Annotated in this window: 15 protein-coding genes; 5 read left to right on the top strand and 10 right to left on the bottom strand. The window is 51.2% G+C overall.

From position 1 onward, the window contains the following. Positions 1–15 precede the first annotated feature (15 nt). From prpF to L9G74_RS14330, 5 genes are all read right to left on the bottom strand, one after another. Positions 16–1,206: a 2-methylaconitate cis-trans isomerase PrpF gene (gene prpF, locus L9G74_RS14350; protein ID WP_238897107.1), complete on the bottom strand. Its 1,191-nt coding sequence runs from the start codon at positions 1,204–1,206 to the stop codon at positions 16–18. After that, positions 1,203–3,797, bottom strand: coding sequence for a Fe/S-dependent 2-methylisocitrate dehydratase AcnD (acnD, locus tag L9G74_RS14345; protein ID WP_238897106.1), 2,595 nt, complete (start codon positions 3,795–3,797; stop codon positions 1,203–1,205). Before acnD ends, prpF begins: the two co-directional genes overlap by 4 nt. 82 nt (positions 3,798–3,879) lie before the next feature. Further along, complete coding sequence (prpC, locus tag L9G74_RS14340; RefSeq protein WP_238897105.1) at positions 3,880–5,007, bottom strand: bifunctional 2-methylcitrate synthase/citrate synthase; 1,128 nt, start codon at positions 5,005–5,007, stop codon at positions 3,880–3,882. 157 nt (positions 5,008–5,164) lie between these two features. After that, positions 5,165–6,034 (bottom strand): methylisocitrate lyase, encoded by an 870-nt coding sequence (gene prpB, locus L9G74_RS14335; RefSeq protein WP_238897104.1) that lies wholly within the window; start codon positions 6,032–6,034, stop codon positions 5,165–5,167. A 21-nt stretch (positions 6,035–6,055) separates the two neighbouring features. Beyond that, positions 6,056–6,766, bottom strand: a complete 711-nt coding sequence (locus L9G74_RS14330) for a GntR family transcriptional regulator (RefSeq protein ID WP_238897103.1) — start codon at positions 6,764–6,766, stop codon at positions 6,056–6,058. Between the two features lie 288 nt (positions 6,767–7,054). Between L9G74_RS14330 and L9G74_RS14325 the strand changes: the two genes are divergently transcribed. Next, on the top strand, positions 7,055–7,531 hold the full coding sequence (locus L9G74_RS14325) for a 2-thiouracil desulfurase family protein (RefSeq protein WP_238897102.1): 477 nt from the start codon (positions 7,055–7,057) through the stop codon (positions 7,529–7,531). Here L9G74_RS14325 and yihG (L9G74_RS14320) read toward each other — a convergent pair. From yihG (L9G74_RS14320) to L9G74_RS14310, 3 genes are all read right to left on the bottom strand, one after another. Next, positions 7,507–8,454 (bottom strand): 1-acylglycerol-3-phosphate O-acyltransferase, YihG family, encoded by a 948-nt coding sequence (yihG, locus tag L9G74_RS14320; RefSeq protein ID WP_238897101.1) that lies wholly within the window; start codon positions 8,452–8,454, stop codon positions 7,507–7,509. The two genes, L9G74_RS14325 and yihG (L9G74_RS14320), sit on opposite strands and share 25 nt — an antisense overlap. Next, the gene (yihG, locus tag L9G74_RS14315; RefSeq protein ID WP_238897100.1) at positions 8,454–9,344 is read right to left on the bottom strand and encodes a 1-acylglycerol-3-phosphate O-acyltransferase, YihG family; all 891 of its coding nucleotides are present in this window, start codon (positions 9,342–9,344) and stop codon (positions 8,454–8,456) included. The genes yihG (L9G74_RS14320) and yihG (L9G74_RS14315) overlap by 1 nt, the downstream gene beginning before the upstream one ends. 173 nt (positions 9,345–9,517) lie before the next feature. After that, positions 9,518–10,264, bottom strand: coding sequence for an outer membrane protein OmpK (locus L9G74_RS14310; RefSeq protein WP_238897099.1), 747 nt, complete (start codon positions 10,262–10,264; stop codon positions 9,518–9,520). 436 nt (positions 10,265–10,700) lie between these two features. Here L9G74_RS14310 and L9G74_RS14305 point away from each other — a divergent pair, with 436 nt between their 5' ends. Genes L9G74_RS14305 through L9G74_RS14295 form a run of 3 tightly spaced genes read left to right on the top strand, consistent with a single transcriptional unit; the run spans position 10,701 to position 13,034 of the window. Then, positions 10,701–11,159, top strand: a complete 459-nt coding sequence (locus L9G74_RS14305; protein WP_238897098.1) for an NfeD family protein — start codon at positions 10,701–10,703, stop codon at positions 11,157–11,159. Between the two features lie 19 nt (positions 11,160–11,178). Continuing rightward, the gene (locus L9G74_RS14300; protein ID WP_238897097.1) at positions 11,179–12,105 is read left to right on the top strand and encodes an SPFH domain-containing protein; all 927 of its coding nucleotides are present in this window, start codon (positions 11,179–11,181) and stop codon (positions 12,103–12,105) included. Then, entirely contained in the window at positions 12,102–13,034 is a 933-nt protein-coding gene (locus tag L9G74_RS14295; RefSeq protein ID WP_238897096.1) for an SPFH domain-containing protein, read from the top strand. Before L9G74_RS14300 ends, L9G74_RS14295 begins: the two co-directional genes overlap by 4 nt. 59 nt (positions 13,035–13,093) lie before the next feature. Here L9G74_RS14295 and rho read toward each other — a convergent pair whose 3' ends face one another. Both rho and trxA read right to left on the bottom strand, forming a co-directional pair. Then, a complete protein-coding gene (gene rho, locus L9G74_RS14290; RefSeq protein WP_238897095.1) occupies positions 13,094–14,356 on the bottom strand; it encodes a transcription termination factor Rho in 1,263 nt (420 codons plus the stop codon). Between the two features lie 213 nt (positions 14,357–14,569). Next, positions 14,570–14,896 (bottom strand): thioredoxin TrxA, encoded by a 327-nt coding sequence (trxA, locus tag L9G74_RS14285; RefSeq protein WP_238897094.1) that lies wholly within the window; start codon positions 14,894–14,896, stop codon positions 14,570–14,572. A gap of 152 nt (positions 14,897–15,048) precedes the next feature. Here trxA and rhlB point away from each other — a divergent pair, with 152 nt between their 5' ends. Then, the gene (gene rhlB, locus L9G74_RS14280) at positions 15,049–16,344 is read left to right on the top strand and encodes an ATP-dependent RNA helicase RhlB (RefSeq protein WP_238897093.1); all 1,296 of its coding nucleotides are present in this window, start codon (positions 15,049–15,051) and stop codon (positions 16,342–16,344) included. Positions 16,345–16,382: the final 38 nt, after the last annotated feature.

Below are 16,382 nucleotides of genomic sequence, written 5' to 3'. Positions count from 1 at the left end.
ACTCGTTGATGAAATTTAGAAACTGTCTTCGGGAATGCGCACCCAACCCTCCATCAACACGCGGGCGCTGCGGCTCATCACCACCTGACGCACTTGCCATTGGCCGTCGCGACATTGCGCGCTGGCACCGACTTTGAGCGTGCCCGATGGATGACCAAAACGCAGCAGTTCGCGCTCACCGCCGCCCGCCGCGAGATTCACTAAGGTGCCGGGGATAGCTGCCGCTGCCGCAATTGCCACCGCAGCGGTGCCCATCATGGCGTGATGCAGTTTGCCCATCGACAAGGCGCGCACACACAAATCGATGTCATCAGCGGCAATGGTTTTGCCACTGGACGCTTGATAGCTGGCAGCGGGCGCGACAAAAGCGATCTTAGGCGTATGTTGCCGCGCCGAGATGTCATCGAGCTGGTTAATCAGCCCCATCTTCAAGGCACCGTAGGCTCTCAGTTGCTCAAAACGGGCTAACGCTGCTTCATCGCCGTTGATGTCGGGTTGTAATTCGGTGCCTTGATAGCCGATATCGGCGGCATTGACGAAAATAGTGGGAATGCCGGCGTTAATCAGCGTGGCCTTAAGCTTGCCGCTGGGCACTAACGAAGTCGGCACCTCCAGCTCATCCACCAATTGGCCGGTGGGAAACATGCTGCCGCCATCGCTGTCATCGGCGGGATCAACAAAAGTGATTTGCACTTCGGCAGCGGGGAACGTCACACCGTCCAGCTCAAAGTCGCCGCATTCGACCACTTCGCCAGCCGCCATCGGCACTTGTGCCAAAATGGTCTTGTGAATATTGGCTTGCCAGATGCGCACAGTGCAGAGGCCATCACGCGGAATACGGCTGGCATCGACCAAGCCTTGGCTGATGGCAACGGCACCAACGGCGGCAGTGAGGTTGCCACAGTTGCCGCTCCAATCGACAAACGGCTTATCAATCGCCACTTGGCCAAACAGATAATCGACATCGTGCTCAGGTTGCGTGCTACGGCTTAAAATCACCGCCTTGCTGGTGCTAGACGTGGCGCCGCCCATGCCGTCGGTGTGTTTGCCGTATGGGTCGGGGCTGCCAATCACCCGCAGTAATAAAGCATCGCGGGCGGGCCCCGGTTGCTGCGCCGCCGCGGGCAGGTCATCCAAGGCGAAGAACACCCCTTTACTGGTGCCGCCGCGCATGTAAGTTGCGGCAATTTTTAACTGCTTGATCATGCGCTTTGCTCCTCCAGAAACTCTTGCGCAAAACGTTGCAGCACGCCACCGGCTTGATAGATAGTCACTTCCTCGGCGGTGTCGAGGCGGCAGCGTACCGGCACGTCAATACTGCTGCCGTTAGGACGATGGATCAGCAATGTCAACGTGGCGCCGGGGGTCGGTTCGCCCAAAACATCAAAGGTTTCGCGGCCATCAATCGCCAGCGTGTGGCGGTCAGTGCCGAGCATAAATTGCAGCGGCAATACGCCCATGCCGACCAAGTTGGTGCGGTGAATGCGTTCAAAGCCTTCGGCGACAATCACTTCTACCCCGGCTAAACGTACGCCTTTGGCGGCCCAATCGCGGCTAGAGCCTTGGCCATAATCTTTGCCGGCGATGATGCATAGCGGTTGGCGCCGTAGCATGTAGGTCTCAATGCCTTCCCACATCCGCAGCTGTTTGCCTTCCGGCTCCAGTCGCATCAGCGAGCCTTGAATGACCTCGCCGGTGCTATCACGCACCATTTCGTTAAACAGTTTCGGGTTAGCCAGCGTGGCGCGCTGTGCGGTCAGATGGTCGCCACGGTGGGTGGCGTAAGAGTTAAAGTCCGCTTCTGGTAAGCCCATTTTCGCCAAGTATTCACCCGCGGCGCTGCTCGCCATAATGGCGTTGGAGGGGGACAGATGGTCGGTGGTGATGTTATCGCCCAGCACCGCCAATGGCCGCATGCAGCGCAGCGTGCGCTCGGCCGCCAATGCGCCTTCCCAGTAGGGGGGGCGGCGAATATAGGTGCTCATCGGCCGCCAATCATACAACGGGCTAATTTTGTCGCCGTAGTCGACTTTGAGGTCAAACATCGGCTCGTACACTTGGCGGAACTGCTCCGGTTTGACGGCGGTTTTGATCACCGCATCAATCTCGGCATCGTCCGGCCAGATGTCTTTCAGATACACCGCTTGACCATCGGCGTCATAACCCAACGCATCTTTTTCGATATCGAAACGAATCGAACCGGCAATGGCGTAGGCGACCACTAACGGCGGTGACGCCAGAAACGCTTGTTTGGCATAGGGATGAATGCGGCCATCAAAGTTACGGTTGCCAGACAGTACCGCGGTGGCGTACAGATCGCGCTCAATAATCTGCTGTTGGATTTGTGGATCGAGCGCGCCGCTCATGCCGTTACAGGTAGTGCAGGCAAAGGCGACCACACCAAAGCCGAGGGTTTCTAAGCTTGGCAGCAACCCTGCTTCTTCCAAGTAGAGTTTGACGGTTTTGGAGCCGGGCGCCAGCGAGGTTTTCACCCACGGCTTGCGGCTTAAGCCTTTAGCGACTGCATTACGCGCCAGCAAGCCCGCCGCAATCACGTTGCGCGGATTGCTAGTGTTAGTACAGCTGGTGATGGCGGCGATAATCACCGCGCCGTCAGGCATTAAGTCGCCTTGCTGGCGATAATCACTGGCGATGCCTTTATCTGTCAGCGTGCTGGTGGCAACGCGCTTGTGCGGATTGGATGGCCCCGCGATATTACGCACCACGTTGGAGAGATCAAACGTCAGCGAGCGCTCATACTCAGCCTGCGTCAGGGTATCGCTCCACAAGCCTGCGGCTTTGGCGTAGGTTTCCACCAACTGTACTTGCTGCTCGTCGCGCCCCGTCAGACGCAGATAATCTAAGGTTTGCTGGTCGATGTAGAACAACGCGGCGGTGGCGCCGTACTCTGGCGTCATGTTGGAAATGGTGGCGCGATCGCCCAGCGTTAGGTGCGCGGCGCCGCTGCCAAAAAATTCTAGATAGGCCGACACTACCCGTTGTTCACGCAAAAATTCAGTTAACGCTAACACGATGTCGGTAGCGGTAATGCCCGCAGCGGGTTTGCCAGTTAGCTCGACGCCAACAATATCCGGCAGCCGCATCCAAGAGGCGCGGCCGAGCATCACGCTCTCTGCTTCTAAGCCGCCGACGCCGACGGCGATAACGCCAAGCGCATCCACATGTGGCGTGTGGCTGTCGGTGCCTACCAAGGTATCGGCAAAGGCCACGCCGTTTTGCGCGTGCACCACCGGTGACATACGCTCAAGGTTGATTTGATGCATGATGCCGTTGCCGGGCGGGATCACATCCACATTATTAAAAGCGGTTTTACACCAGTTGATAAAGTGAAAACGGTCCTCGTTGCGGCGATCTTCAATGGCGCGGTTCTTGTCAAACGCATCGCTCTCAAAACCAGCGTGCTCCACCGCTAACGAGTGATCGACAATCAGTTGCGTTGGCACGACCGGATTCACTTTGGCGGGATCGCCACCTTGCTCGGCAATGGCATCGCGCAACCCTGCTAAGTCGACCAACGCGGTTTGCCCCAGAATGTCGTGGCACACCACGCGGGCAGGAAACCACGGAAAATCTAAGTCGCGTTTGCGCTCAATCAACTGGCTTAAATAGCTATCCAACTGCGCTGGGTCGGCTTTGCGCACTAAGTTCTCGGCATGCACCCGTGAGGTGTACGGCAGGCCGTCCCAACTGCCGGATTTAATGGCATTAACCGCGGCAGCCGCGTCAAAATAATCAAGCCCTGTACCTGCTAGAGCTTCGCGATAGCGTGTGTTCATAATCCTTGCACTCAACTGATGACAGCGGTTGGTGCCGCTGTCGGATGACTCGTTGGCGTGGTTGGCACGTCGTCCCAATAACTTACTTACGTTGGCTCAGCGGCGTAACGGGCCGCAATTCGACGCCGACATAATCCGCGCTTGGGCGAATAATGCGGTTGTTAGCCCGTTGCTCCATTACATGTGCAGCCCAGCCGGTTAAGCGTGAGCAGACAAAAATCGGCGTAAACAACTTGGTCGGAATGCCCATGTAGTGATAGGCGCTGGCGTGGAAGAAGTCGGCGTTGCAGAACAACTTTTTCTCTTGCCACATCAAGGCTTCACAGGCGACTGATACGCGATATAGGCGGTCATCACCGGTTTCACTGGCCAGCTTTTCTGACCAAGATTTGATGATGGCGTTACGCGGGTCGGACTCGCGATAGATGGCGTGACCAAAACCCATGATTTTCTCTTTGCGTTCCAGTTTGCCGAGCAGCACTTCTTGGGCGTGTGCTTCGTTGCGCATCTCTTGGATCAGTTCCATGGCCGCTTCGTTAGCGCCGCCATGCAGTGGGCCGCGCAGCGAACCAATCGCGCCAGTGATGCAGGAAAACATATCCGACAAGGTAGAGGCGCACACGCGGGCAGTAAACGTGGAGGCGTTGAATTCGTGCTCGGCGTAGAGGATCAGCGAGACGCTCATCACTTTGGCATGCAGTGGTGATGGTGTTTTGCCGTGCAGCAGATGCAGAAAATGGGCGCCAATTTCATCGTCGTCGGTTTCGGTATTGATGCGTACCCCATCGTGGCTAAAGCGATACCAGTAGCAGATGATTGACGGGAAGGCCGCTAGCAAACGGTCGGCGACATGCAGTTGCTCACCGAAGTTATTTTCTGGCTCGAGGTTACCGAGCATTGAGCAACCGGTACGCATCACATCCATTGGATGGGCATTGGCAGGAATTCGCTCCAGTACCTCTTTTAATGCTTGCGGCAGGCCACGCATTTTTTTCAGTTGGCTTTGGTAATCAGCCAATTGTGTTTTAGTGGGCAGCTCGCCGTGGAGAATTAAATAGGCGACCTCTTCGAAGCCGGTGTTCTCGGCCAGATCTTTGACATCGTAGCCGCGATAGGTGAGGCCTGAGCCTGATTTTCCTACCGTGCTCAGTGCGGTTTCTCCGGCGCTCTGACCGCGCAAACCTGCGCCGCCCAGTTTCTTGTCAGTCATGACTGCGTCCCTCTTTCCGTTAACGCTTTATCGTATGGCGACCTTAAGTCGCTATCGGTTATCGCCACGATGTACTCACCCCAGATGAGTGCACCGCAGTACGGCATTGGGTCAAGCCACTACCTGGACGTGTCCGCCCGGATTGACCAGCTATGTGTTACTTAAATAGTTGATCTAATTTGTCTTCGTAATTGTGGTAACCGAGGAAGTCATACAACTCTTCGCGAGTTTGCATGGTGTCGACCACATTCCGTTGATGACCGTCTTGCAGCAGCGCTTGCATCACTTTCAACGCGGCTTGGTTGGCGGCGCGGAAGGTGCTGAGCGGGTAAAGGATCATCTCTACTCCGACCTCGGCGAGTTGCTCTTTGTTGAACAGTTCAGTTTTGCCAAACTCGGTCATGTTGGCGAGGATCGGCGCTTTCACCACCTCTTTGAAATGACGGTATTGCTCGAGTTCGGTCAGCGCTTCGGCAAAAATCATGTCGGCGCCCGCTTCGATATATTTGGCGGCACGTTCGATGCCCGCTTCTAAGCCTTCCACCGCCACCGCATCGGTGCGTGCCATAATGACAAAGTTGTCGTCTTGGCGGGCATCGACAGCGGCTTTGATGCGGTCAACCATTTCATCTGTGCTAACCACCGCTTTATTGGGGCGATGGCCACAACGTTTTTGCGATACTTGGTCTTCCATATGCACTGCGGCCACCCCGGCTTTTTCAAACTCCTTGATGGTGCGCGCAATGTTGAATGCGCCGCCCCAGCCGGTATCAATATCGACGAGCAGCGGCAGATCCACCGCTGAGGTGATGCGGCTAGCGTCAATCAATACATCGTTCATCGAGGTCATGCCGAGATCGGGCAAACCGTAAGAGGCATTGGCGACGCCAGCGCCTGACAGATACAGCGCTTGCACGCCCGCTTGCTTGGCCATCAGCGCGAAATAAGCGTTAGTGGTACCGACAATCTGTAACGGCGGGTTGTTATCTAACGCTTGGCGGAATCGTAATCCAGCACTCTTTTTCATGGTGTTGCTCCTTGAGTTGGCTCAGGAAACGGCGCTAGCTTCTTGCGCGGTTAACTGTCGTAGTCGCTGTTCAGTATTTTGGCGACCCTGTTCAATGTGGCGGCGCATCAACAAACCGGCGAGTTCTGCATCCCGCGCCGCAATGGCTTCGACAATGCGTCGATGTTCGGCAATGGCGCGGACCGGCCGCGAACTGCTAGTGCACTGATAGCGATACATGCGCAGCAGGTGATACAAGCCACCAATTAAGGTTTCTTGCAGGTGGCGGTTACCGCTGGCTTGAATGATTTGGTAGTGAAAGTCGACGTCACCTTCTTGCTGGAAATAGCTATCGCCGCGGGCGAGGTCGGCTTCTTGTTGCTCCAGCAACGCCCACAGTTGGCTAAGTTGCTGCTCATCAATCCGCTGCGCTGCCAGTTCGCAGGCCATGCCTTCCAAGGTGCTGCGCAGCTCATAAAGGTCGTTGAGTTCTTCAATGGTGAGCGTGGCAACACGAGCGCCAACGTGAGGAATGCGTACCACTAAGCGTTGCCGCTCTAACTGTTGTAATGCTTCACGGGTCGGGCCACGGCTGATGCCGTATTTTTCGGCTAAGGCTTGTTCATTAATCTTGCTGCCTGGGCGCAGCTCGCCTTTGATGATGCTTTCTTGGATCTGCACCAAAATTTGCTCAACCAAGGTTTGGTTCTTATCTGAGGTAACAGATTCAGCAGTGATTTTTTGCGGTTGCATACGGCTTACCAAATGAAAGATTGTCGACAATGTTGTTCACAATATGAACGGTTAGCCTTGTTGTCAACAATCTCACAGGCTAGACGTAAGTCTAAAATTGTGGGTTATAATTAGCTATGTAATTGATATTAATCAATATTAAATATTTTAGCTTATGCTTTTGTCTAATGTGGTGAATTAGCGAGGTTGCATACTTTTGTCGACAATCTGTCGAGGTCTTGGTCTACTTCGATATTGCAAGGTAAAGTAGACGGCGATTTATTCACACTCTACAAAGGATAGTTCACAATGCAGTCAACCGTGCTGGTGAGTGCATGTTTGCTCGGTGAAAAGGTACGTTACGATGGTGGTCATCATTGGCAGCAGCATCCTTTGCTGACGCAGTTACACCAGCAGCAACGAATCGTCCCTTTTTGTCCTGAATGTGCTGGTGGCTTGCCAACACCAAGGCCGCCAGCAGAGCGGCAAGGCGCGCGCGTTATCACGATTGATGGGGCTGATGTGACTGCCGAATTTCAATTGGGGGCGCAGTTGGCATTACATACCGCTCAGGCTCGAGGTGTGGTGATGGCTATTTTGAAAGCGCGCAGCCCGTCATGCGGTGTCACGCAGATCTACGATGGTAGTTTTAGTAACAGATTGATTGCTGGAGATGGGGTGACAGCCGCTTGTTTACAAGCGGCTGGGATCGCGGTGTTTTCCGAGTTGCAACTGGATGATGCTAGTCGCTGGTTGGCAGCTTATGACGCCAGTTGTGAGCCGTAGCTGCTGTCTTTCGGTTTACCGTCTTCCGGCAGCCCCGAGAGCAGTGCGTCAATCTGCGTATCTTTTTGTTCCCACACGCCGTTCAACCAACGTTGGAACTCCACTCGATATTCTGGCTCGCTGAAGTAACGCTCCGAATCCACTTGCGGCACTGGCAGCGCCTCAACGCGCACGATGATTTTATGCACCTTGCCGTGCATGACACCGTTGAGGATATCTGCTGGCGCATCCGGGTAAACCACGGTGACATTCAGCAGCGCATCAAACTGTTCACCCATGGCTGACAAGGTAAAGGCGATGCCGCCAGCCTTAGGTTTCAGCAGATGTTTGTACGGTGATTTTTGGCGCTGGCGTTTATCTTCGGTAAAGCGGCTACCTTCGACATAGTTGATGATTGATGTCGGTAAGTCTTTAAACTTCTCGCATGAGCGGCGAGTGGTGGCTAAGTCTTTGCCTTTCAGCTTAGGGTTCTTTTTCAACTTTTCTGGGCTGGTGCGGTTCATAAACGGCATATCGAGCGCCCAGCAGCCAAGCCCCATCAGCGGCACGTACAGCAATTCTTTTTTCAAAAAGAACTTCAGCATCGGAATATGATTGCGGAACACATAAGTATGCGCCGCAATATCAAAGCCGCTGAGGTGATTACTGATCACCAGATACCAGCCATTTTTATGCAAAGATTCTAGGCCTTGCACATCCCATTCGACTTTGGCAATCAAGTGCAGAATGCCGCCATTCCATGTGGCCCATGCCCACATGAAGGTGTTCATTACACGCGTGACATTGATGCGAACCGCTTTAATCGGTAATAGCAGCTTCACTAAGCCACCCAAACACACCAGTAAGCTCCACAGTACAGTGTTTAACACCAGCAATACCGAACTAATAAAAAACAGTAGCGGGCTCGGCAGAAAATTGAGCATTAAGCCTTCTCCTTAGATGCTTTAGCTTGCAGCTGGGCAAACACTTCATCTTTGTGCAGCCACAGTTGGTTGAGCTGCTCTTGAAACTGCTGTTTGAATTCGCGGTCGTTCATGTAGTCGCCACGCATCTCAGCACCAATTTCCGTCAACTCTACCGCCACATAAACGTCTTTGACTTTGCCACTGATATATTCCCAAAAGGTCGGGATCTTGTTGGGATAGTGAATGGTAACGTTCAGCAACTGGTGAATTTGCTCACCCATCGCCGATAGCGCAAAGGCCATGCCGCCCGCTTTCGGACGCAATAAATGTTTATATGGCGAGTTTTGCTTGGCATGTTTTTCAGGTAAAAAGCGCGTGCCTTCGACAAAGTTCATCACACTGACCGGATTGTGCTTAAATTTGGCACACGCCTTACGAGTGATCTCAATATCTTTGCCTTTCAGTTTAGGATTTTTCTTCAACTGCGCAGTGGTGTAACGGCGCATGAACGGGAAATCCAGTGCCCACCACGCCAGACCGAGTACCGGCACATAGATTAGCTGCTGTTTTAAGAAGAACTTCAAAAACGGTACGCGGCCATTGAGCAGGCGTTGCAGCATCAGAATATCGACCCAGCTTTGGTGGTTCGCAATCACCATGTACCACTCTTGGGTGGACAGTTCTGGCATCGCTTCAATGTGTAGTTTTACCGGATGAAATAGCTGCTCAATCAGCCCATTAGTGCTGATCCAACCGGTTGCACAGCTATCAAGAAAACGGCTACAAACCCGTTGCAATGGTTTGAGCGGTATCAGCTTGACTAAACTCCCCAGCAAAATTGGGATTGCCCAAAAAAGGGTGTTGATGACGTAGCAGATAAACGCCAATGAACCACGGATGAGTGCCAACTGATAAACTCCAAAAAAGACGAGGGGAATAATTAAGAGGGCTTATGTTACCTGCTGTTGCCATTCGGCTCAATCGCTGCGCCTTGCTTGTTCGACCTGTGGCAACACGTGGTACTGCTGGCAGAAACAAAAACTCCCCGGCGAGCCGAGGAGTTTGTTATCACTCAAAATGATTAGAAGTGATATTTAACAATCATTGAGTAGGTGCTTTGGTTTACGCCATCAACACCGTATTTGTTTTTCCAGTAATCGTACTCGATACCGACCATCAGACGGTTTTTCTGAGATTGACCGAAGATCACTGAACCCAGATCGTATTTGATTTGTGGGTTGATATGGATGTTGTTTGAGTAACTGGCTTCATCAGAAGCAAACACCCAATCGATGAAGCCATCAATCACCACATTGCTGCTACCGACAGGAATATCAATGCGGTAGCATGGGGTGAACTGCCAGCCGCTGCTGTTGTTGTCGTTGGCGTCACGGCGATAGGTGTTTAACTGCAAGTAGGTGAAGTATGGCACCTGCACGTCCACGCCCACACCGTACAAGAAGGTTTCAACGGGGCCGTCACCGTGTTCCATAGTGAACGCTAATGACACGTCAGAGATCGCGCCCGCGCCAACTTTGGTGCCAAGGATTTTGCTGGCACTGAAACGAGGGGAGATCTCACCATAGTTGGTATTGGAATCACCCACACCGCCATTGAAGTTGATAAAGTCATGGAATACGAACCAATCGCCGTATTTCCATGCACCAGCTGATTCGATGGTTACTGTGGTTTGTTCATCGGAGTTCGCTAGTTTGTAATCATCACCGTATAACACGGTCACGCTGGTGTCTGTCCACTGCACCCAATCACCACAATAAGCCTGAGGTGCGGCGGCTAGCAACGCCAGACATAAACAGGTTTTTTTCATCAGTTTTCCCTTGGTAGAGTCGAAGCAAAATGTCGTTTTACCGGCTATTGCGACGTCCGCTCAATTCAGTCTGGGACTAAGTTTCGTGGGCGAATTTTATTTGTTGTCACCGGGTAAAAATCCCGAGCACTATAGGGAAAAACCTCGTTAGACTCAAAGAATTTTTGCTTATTAGCATTAAATTGAAATGCCGTGCTTAACACCATGAAAAATACTGTTTTTTATTTGGTTTAAATTAACTCTGTGCCATTGGCTTATGCCATTGCGGCAGAAAAGATTGCATATTTGTGATCAGATTTAAAATTCGCTGACGACTGAACTGGTCATCATCAGCCAATGTACACAGAAATTTTAAATATTTTTGACATATTATGTCGATTGTCAACGAAACAGTTGTTATAGTGCCGCAGTGGAGGCAGCAACCGGGGGGGAATCAATGTCTTCAAATTCGCTGTTATGGTGGGGAATTGCCGGCGTGGTGTTAATGCTGGCAGAGCTGATTATCCCTGGCGGTATCGTGGTGTTTCTAGGGGCGGCGTGTTTAATCGTTGCCGCAGCCCTTTGGCTAGGGCTAATAAGTGGTATCGCACAGGCATTTACGTTGTGGTTTATCGCTTCCATTGTGTTACTGCTGGCATTTCGCCAAGTGACCCAAAAATTGGTGGGCGGCGATTCTCATGTCGACAACACCGACGAAGAGCTAGATATCTACAACCAAGTTGCCGTGGTTAAACAGACCATTGGTCCGGGAGAACAACTTGGGCGAGTCAACTTTCAAGGCGCCGATTGGCCTGCCTTGGGCGATGGCAGTCAAATTGTCGCAGGCAGCCGCGTGCGTGTTGTTTGCCGTGAAAATATTGCGTTAGTGGTGGAACCGCTCGCTGAAACCGATTGATTTTTGCAGGGAGATTGCAATGTTAGCTATAACCATTCTGTTTCTGTTCGTCATGTTCATTCTTTATAAATTGATGCTCATTGTGCCCATGCGTGAAGTGCATGTGATTGAACGTCTTGGTAAATTTCGCACGACCTTAGCACCGGGATTTCATTTCCTGATCCCATTTTTTGATCGTGTTGCCTACAAACACGATACCCGCGAGCAAGTGCTCGATGTGCCACCACAAAGCTGTATTTCCAAAGACAACATCCAGTTGGAAGTCGACGGCTTAGTGTATCTGCGGGTGATGGATGGCAAGCTCGCCAGTTACGGTATTGAAGATTACCGCATGGCGGCAGTCAACTTAGCGCAAACCACCATGCGTTCAGAAATTGGTAAATTGACTCTGAGCGAAACCTTCTCCGAGCGGGAACGCTTGAACGAAGCCATAGTGCGTGAAATCGATAAAGCGTCTGATCCATGGGGCATCAAGATGCTGCGCTATGAGATCAAAAACATCACGCCATCGCGTCATGTTATTCATACCCTTGAAAAACAGATGGAAGCCGAGCGACGTAAGCGGGCGGAAATCACCTTAGCCAGCGCCGAGAAAGAAGCCACCATCAACATGTCACAAGGTGAGCGGCAAGAGGCGATCAACATCTCTGAAGGACATAAACAAAAACGGATTAACGAAGCAAAAGGCACCGCACAAGAGATTGCCATTGTCGCCAATGCGCAAGCCGAAGCCATGAGTTTGGTCGCTAAAGCGCTCGCCGTTAAAGGCGGTAACGAAGCAATGAACATGCAACTCAAAGAGCAGTTCATCGAACAACTAGGCGACATTATGCGTAAGTCAGATATTGCCGTGGTACCCGCAGAGTTAGCCAAAATGGAAGGCTTCTTTGAAGGCATCGAGCAAGTAACAGGGACAGTGAATGCGCTAAAAGGAGCAAAAGCATGAACAACATTGACACCGATTTAGTGGTGCTCGGTATTTGGGGCGTTATCTTTCTGGTCTTTATCGTTAACCTGTTTCGCTCGATTCGGCTGGTACCTACCAAGTCTGCGTATATCGTGGAGCGCTTAGGTAAGTATCACACCACCTTGGACGCGGGCTTTCATGCGTTGATCCCCTTTGTGGATAAAGTGGCTTATATCCATGATCTCAAAGAAGAAACCATCGACGTACCGCCGCAAGAGTGTTTCTCGAGCGATGAAGTTAATGTCGAAGTGGATGGCGTTATCTATATCTCTGTTACCGATCCAATCAAAGCCAGTTACGGCGTGACCAACTACCGCTATGCGGCGATTCAGTTGGCGCAGACCACCACTCGCTCGGTGATTGGTACGCTGGAATTAGACCGCACTTTTGAAGAACGCGATCTGATCAGTGCCAAAGTGGTGGAAGTGCTCGATCAAGCTGGCGCGAGCTGGGGGATTCGGGTGCACCGTTATGAAATTAAAAACATCGCCCCACCAGAAACCGTGAAAAACGCCATGGAGATGCAAGTTAACGCGGAGCGTGAACGCCGAGCATTATTAGCCAAGAGCGAAGGCGACAAGCAAAGCAAAATTAATCGCTCTGAAGGTGTGAAGCAGGAGATGATCAACATCTCTGAAGGTGAAATGCAGCGCCGTATCAACGAAGCCGAAGGTAAGGCAGAAGAGATCCTCGCCATTGCTAAGGCAACTGCGGAATCGATTGAGAAGTTAGCGGTAGTCATCAGTGCCCCTGGCGGTGAAAACGCCTTGCGGATGCAACTTGGTGAACAGTATCTGTCCAAATTAGGCGAACTAGGTAAAGCGGGCAACCGCGTCATTCTGCCGGCCAACCTGATCGATTTTGAGCAGTGGATGACGACTGTCGGCTTGGAAGAAAAACCGCAGTAGCTTATTTTGTTGCAACAAAAAAGCCGCTAATTAGCGGCTTTTTTTATGCGTTCAATGGATTACTTAGAGCGTTTCATCGCATTAAAGAATTCATCGTTGGTTTTGGTCATCGCCAACTTGTCGATCAAGAATTCCATGGCGCTGACCTCATCCATAGGGTTGAGGATTTTACGCAGGATCCACATCTTCTGCAGTTCGTCGCTAGAGGTCAGTTTCTCTTCGCGGCGAGTACCTGAACGGTTGAAGTCAATCGCTGGGAAGATACGTTTTTCAGCAGCTTTACGAGACAGGTGTAACTCTTGGTTACCAGTACCTTTAAACTCTTCGTAAATCACTTCGTCCATCTTCGAACCGGTATCGATCAATGCCGTAGCGATAATGGTCAAGCTACCGCCGTTTTCGATGTTACGTGCCGCACCGAAGAAACGCTTCGGACGGTGCAGGGCGTTAGCGTCCACACCACCGGTCAGCACTTTACCTGATGAAGGTACGACGGTGTTGTAAGCACGTGCCAGACGGGTGATAGAGTCGAGCAGAATCACCACGTCTTTTTTGTGTTCAACCAAACGTTTGGCTTTTTCGATAACCATTTCAGCCACTTGTACGTGACGGCTGGCTGGTTCGTCAAAGGTTGAAGCAATAACTTCACCATTAACCAGACGTTGCATTTCGGTCACTTCTTCCGGGCGTTCATCGATCAGCAACACCATCAACGTCACTTCTGGGTTGTTGTAGGTAATGGATTGAGCGATGTTTTGCAGCAGCATGGTTTTACCCGCTTTTGGCGGAGCAACAATCAAACCACGTTGGCCTTTACCGATAGGCGAGCACAAATCCAGAATACGAGCAGTGATGTCTTCGGTAGAACCATTACCACGTTCCATGCGCAAACGTTCTTCGGCATGTAATGGGGTTAAGTTCTCAAACAGGATTTTGGTGCGGGAGTTTTCAGGTTTGTCGAAGTTGACTTCAGAGACTTTCAGCAGGGCAAAATAACGTTCGCCTTCTTTTGGCGGGCGGATTTTACCAAAAATGGTGTCACCCGTGCGCATGTTGAAGCGGCGAATTTGGCTCGGCGACACATAGATGTCATCTGGGCCTGCTAGATAAGATCCATCGGCACTGCGTAGGAATCCGAATCCGTCTTGCAAAATCTCCAGCACACCACCGCCAAAAATGTCTTCACCACTTTTGGAGTGGGCTTTCAGAATGGCGAAAATAATGTCCTGCTTACGGGCACGCGCCATGTTTTCGATGTTCATGGCCTCGGCCAGCGCGACTAAGTCAGCAATAGACTTGTTTTTTAATTCACTTAAGTTCATTTCTGGTGGGTCTTGTTTTAGCGAAAAAGCTACGCGGTCAACCACTCAATTATTGACTCGAAGAAGGATGATTGAACTGCGAAGAAGTGGGTTTAGATAGAAACTGGTTAATACGTTAGCACTGAAACCGAGGAGCGTCCAGAGATTTAGACCGCCCAACACGCTTTTTAAATGAGAGCGTGTTGGGGGTCACTCAAAAGTTAGCCTAAAGGCTTAGATTTGAGCGTCGATAAACTCTCTTAATTGAGTTTTAGACAGTGCGCCAACTTTGGTTGCTGCCAGCTCACCGTTTTTGAACAACAACAAAGTTGGGATGCTGCGCACACCATACTTCACTGTAGTTGTGTTATTTTGGTCAACGTTAAGTTTGGCGATAGTCAGTTTACCTTCGTATTCACCAGCTAAGTCATCGAGGATTGGCGCAACCATTTTACATGGTCCGCACCATTCGGCCCAGAAGTCTACCAATACTGGTGTGTCAGATTTCAGCACGTCGTTACCAAAGCTGTCATCGCTTACGTAGATAATTTTGTCACTCATGATGTTCTCCAAATGGGTGCCTTTACTGGTATGTAATCGGCTTAACCTTTATATTGGGCCACAAAACAGCGTTTCAAGTCGCCATTTTCCCTTGTGGCTATTTCAAACTATCGTATATCTTATTGCAACCCTAACTGCTATGCTTCTCCGCTATGAGCGAAACACATTTATCCCAACAAAAATTTGCCGACTTGCCGTTGCAGCCTCAAGTGCTCGCCGCGTTGCAAGAAACTGGCTACGAACACTGTACACCCATTCAAGCGTTATCTTTGCCTGTGCTCTTGCAAGGCAAGGACATTGCCGGACAAGCACAAACGGGTACTGGTAAAACATTAGCGTTTTTAGTCGCGACGTTTAACCACTTACTGACTACTGCCAGCCCAGAAGGGCGCCAGTTGAATCAACCGCGTGCAATCATTATGGCACCTACCCGTGAATTGGCGATTCAAATTGCCAAAGACGGGCGCTTGTTAGCCAAACATACTGGGTTAAAACTCGGTATTGTTTATGGCGGTGAGGCGTACGAAACCCAACGTAAAGTCTTAGATCAAGGCGTTGATATTCTGGTGGGCACCACTGGCCGTATCATCGACTATGTGCGTCAAGGCGTTATTAACCTCAACTCGATTCAAGCTGTGGTGCTTGATGAAGCCGATCGCATGTTCGATCTCGGCTTTATTAAAGATATCCGCTTCCTGTTCCGTCGTATGCCGGACGCTGCTGATCGTTTGAACATGCTGTTTTCTGCCACTTTATCGATGAAAGTGCAGGAGCTGGCGTACGATCACATGAATGATCCGGTCAAAGTCGAAATCGCCCCGGAAGAGAAAACTTCACGCAACATCAAAGAAGAACTGTTCTATCCATCAATGGAAGACAAGGTGTTGTTGCTGCTGAGCCTAATTGAAGAAGATTGGCCAGATAAAGCGATCGTGTTTGCCAATACCAAGCATCAGTGTGAGAACCTCTGGAGCTGGTTGGAAGGTGATGGTCACCGTGTCGGTCTGCTGACCGGCGATGTACCGCAGAAAAAACGTCTGAAGATCCTTGATCAATTTACCAAAGGCGAATTGGATATTCTGGTAGCTACCGACGTTGCTGCCCGTGGTTTGCACATCGCTGATGTGACTCACGTGTATAACTTTGACTTGCCAGATGACTGTGAAGACTATGTGCACCGCATTGGCCGTACCGGACGTGCTGGTCACAAGGGAATTTCGGTCAGTTTTGCTTGCGAAGAATATGCGTTGAACTTACCGGCGATTGAAACCTACATTCAGCACTCAATTCCCGTCAGCTCGTATGACCGTGATGCGTTACTTAGTGATGTTCCTGCGCCAGTGAAGATCCAACGTCGTCGTCCCGCGAACAGTTCAGGTGCTAAGCGTGAGCGCAGTAATACTGGCCGTCCACGCCGCAGCAGTAGTGACCGCAGCCGCAGGAAATAAGCCATCTTGAAGTCGTACGCAGCTATCACGCTTGGTTC

This window comes from Shewanella electrica (assembly GCF_022321485.1).
Classification (GTDB): domain Bacteria; phylum Pseudomonadota; class Gammaproteobacteria; order Enterobacterales; family Shewanellaceae; genus Shewanella; species Shewanella electrica.
The sequence above is the reverse complement of the archived record's forward strand: the minus strand, read 5'-3'. Positions and strand labels throughout refer to the sequence as shown.

What these genes read in the sequence shown, in the direction of transcription:
- L9G74_RS14325 (WP_238897102.1), top strand. Translation starts at nt 7,055, where the DNA reads ATGCAGTCAACCGTGCTGGTGAGTGCATGTTTGCTCGGTGAAAAGGTA.
- L9G74_RS14310 (WP_238897099.1), bottom strand. Translation starts at nt 10,264, where the DNA reads ATGAAAAAAACCTGTTTATGTCTGGCGTTGCTAGCCGCCGCACCTCAG.
- rho (WP_238897095.1), bottom strand. Translation starts at nt 14,356, where the DNA reads ATGAACTTAAGTGAATTAAAAAACAAGTCTATTGCTGACTTAGTCGCG.
- prpF (WP_238897107.1), bottom strand. Translation starts at nt 1,206, where the DNA reads ATGATCAAGCAGTTAAAAATTGCCGCAACTTACATGCGCGGCGGCACC.
- prpB (WP_238897104.1), bottom strand. Translation starts at nt 6,034, where the DNA reads ATGAAAAAGAGTGCTGGATTACGATTCCGCCAAGCGTTAGATAACAAC.
- L9G74_RS14330 (WP_238897103.1), bottom strand. Translation starts at nt 6,766, where the DNA reads ATGCAACCGCAAAAAATCACTGCTGAATCTGTTACCTCAGATAAGAAC.
- L9G74_RS14295 (WP_238897096.1), top strand. Translation starts at nt 12,102, where the DNA reads ATGAACAACATTGACACCGATTTAGTGGTGCTCGGTATTTGGGGCGTT.
- L9G74_RS14300 (WP_238897097.1), top strand. Translation starts at nt 11,179, where the DNA reads ATGTTAGCTATAACCATTCTGTTTCTGTTCGTCATGTTCATTCTTTAT.
- trxA (WP_238897094.1), bottom strand. Translation starts at nt 14,896, where the DNA reads ATGAGTGACAAAATTATCTACGTAAGCGATGACAGCTTTGGTAACGAC.
- acnD (WP_238897106.1), bottom strand. Translation starts at nt 3,797, where the DNA reads ATGAACACACGCTATCGCGAAGCTCTAGCAGGTACAGGGCTTGATTAT.
- L9G74_RS14305 (WP_238897098.1), top strand. Translation starts at nt 10,701, where the DNA reads ATGTCTTCAAATTCGCTGTTATGGTGGGGAATTGCCGGCGTGGTGTTA.
- prpC (WP_238897105.1), bottom strand. Translation starts at nt 5,007, where the DNA reads ATGACTGACAAGAAACTGGGCGGCGCAGGTTTGCGCGGTCAGAGCGCC.
- yihG (WP_238897101.1), bottom strand. Translation starts at nt 8,454, where the DNA reads ATGCTCAATTTTCTGCCGAGCCCGCTACTGTTTTTTATTAGTTCGGTA.
- rhlB (WP_238897093.1), top strand. Translation starts at nt 15,049, where the DNA reads ATGAGCGAAACACATTTATCCCAACAAAAATTTGCCGACTTGCCGTTG.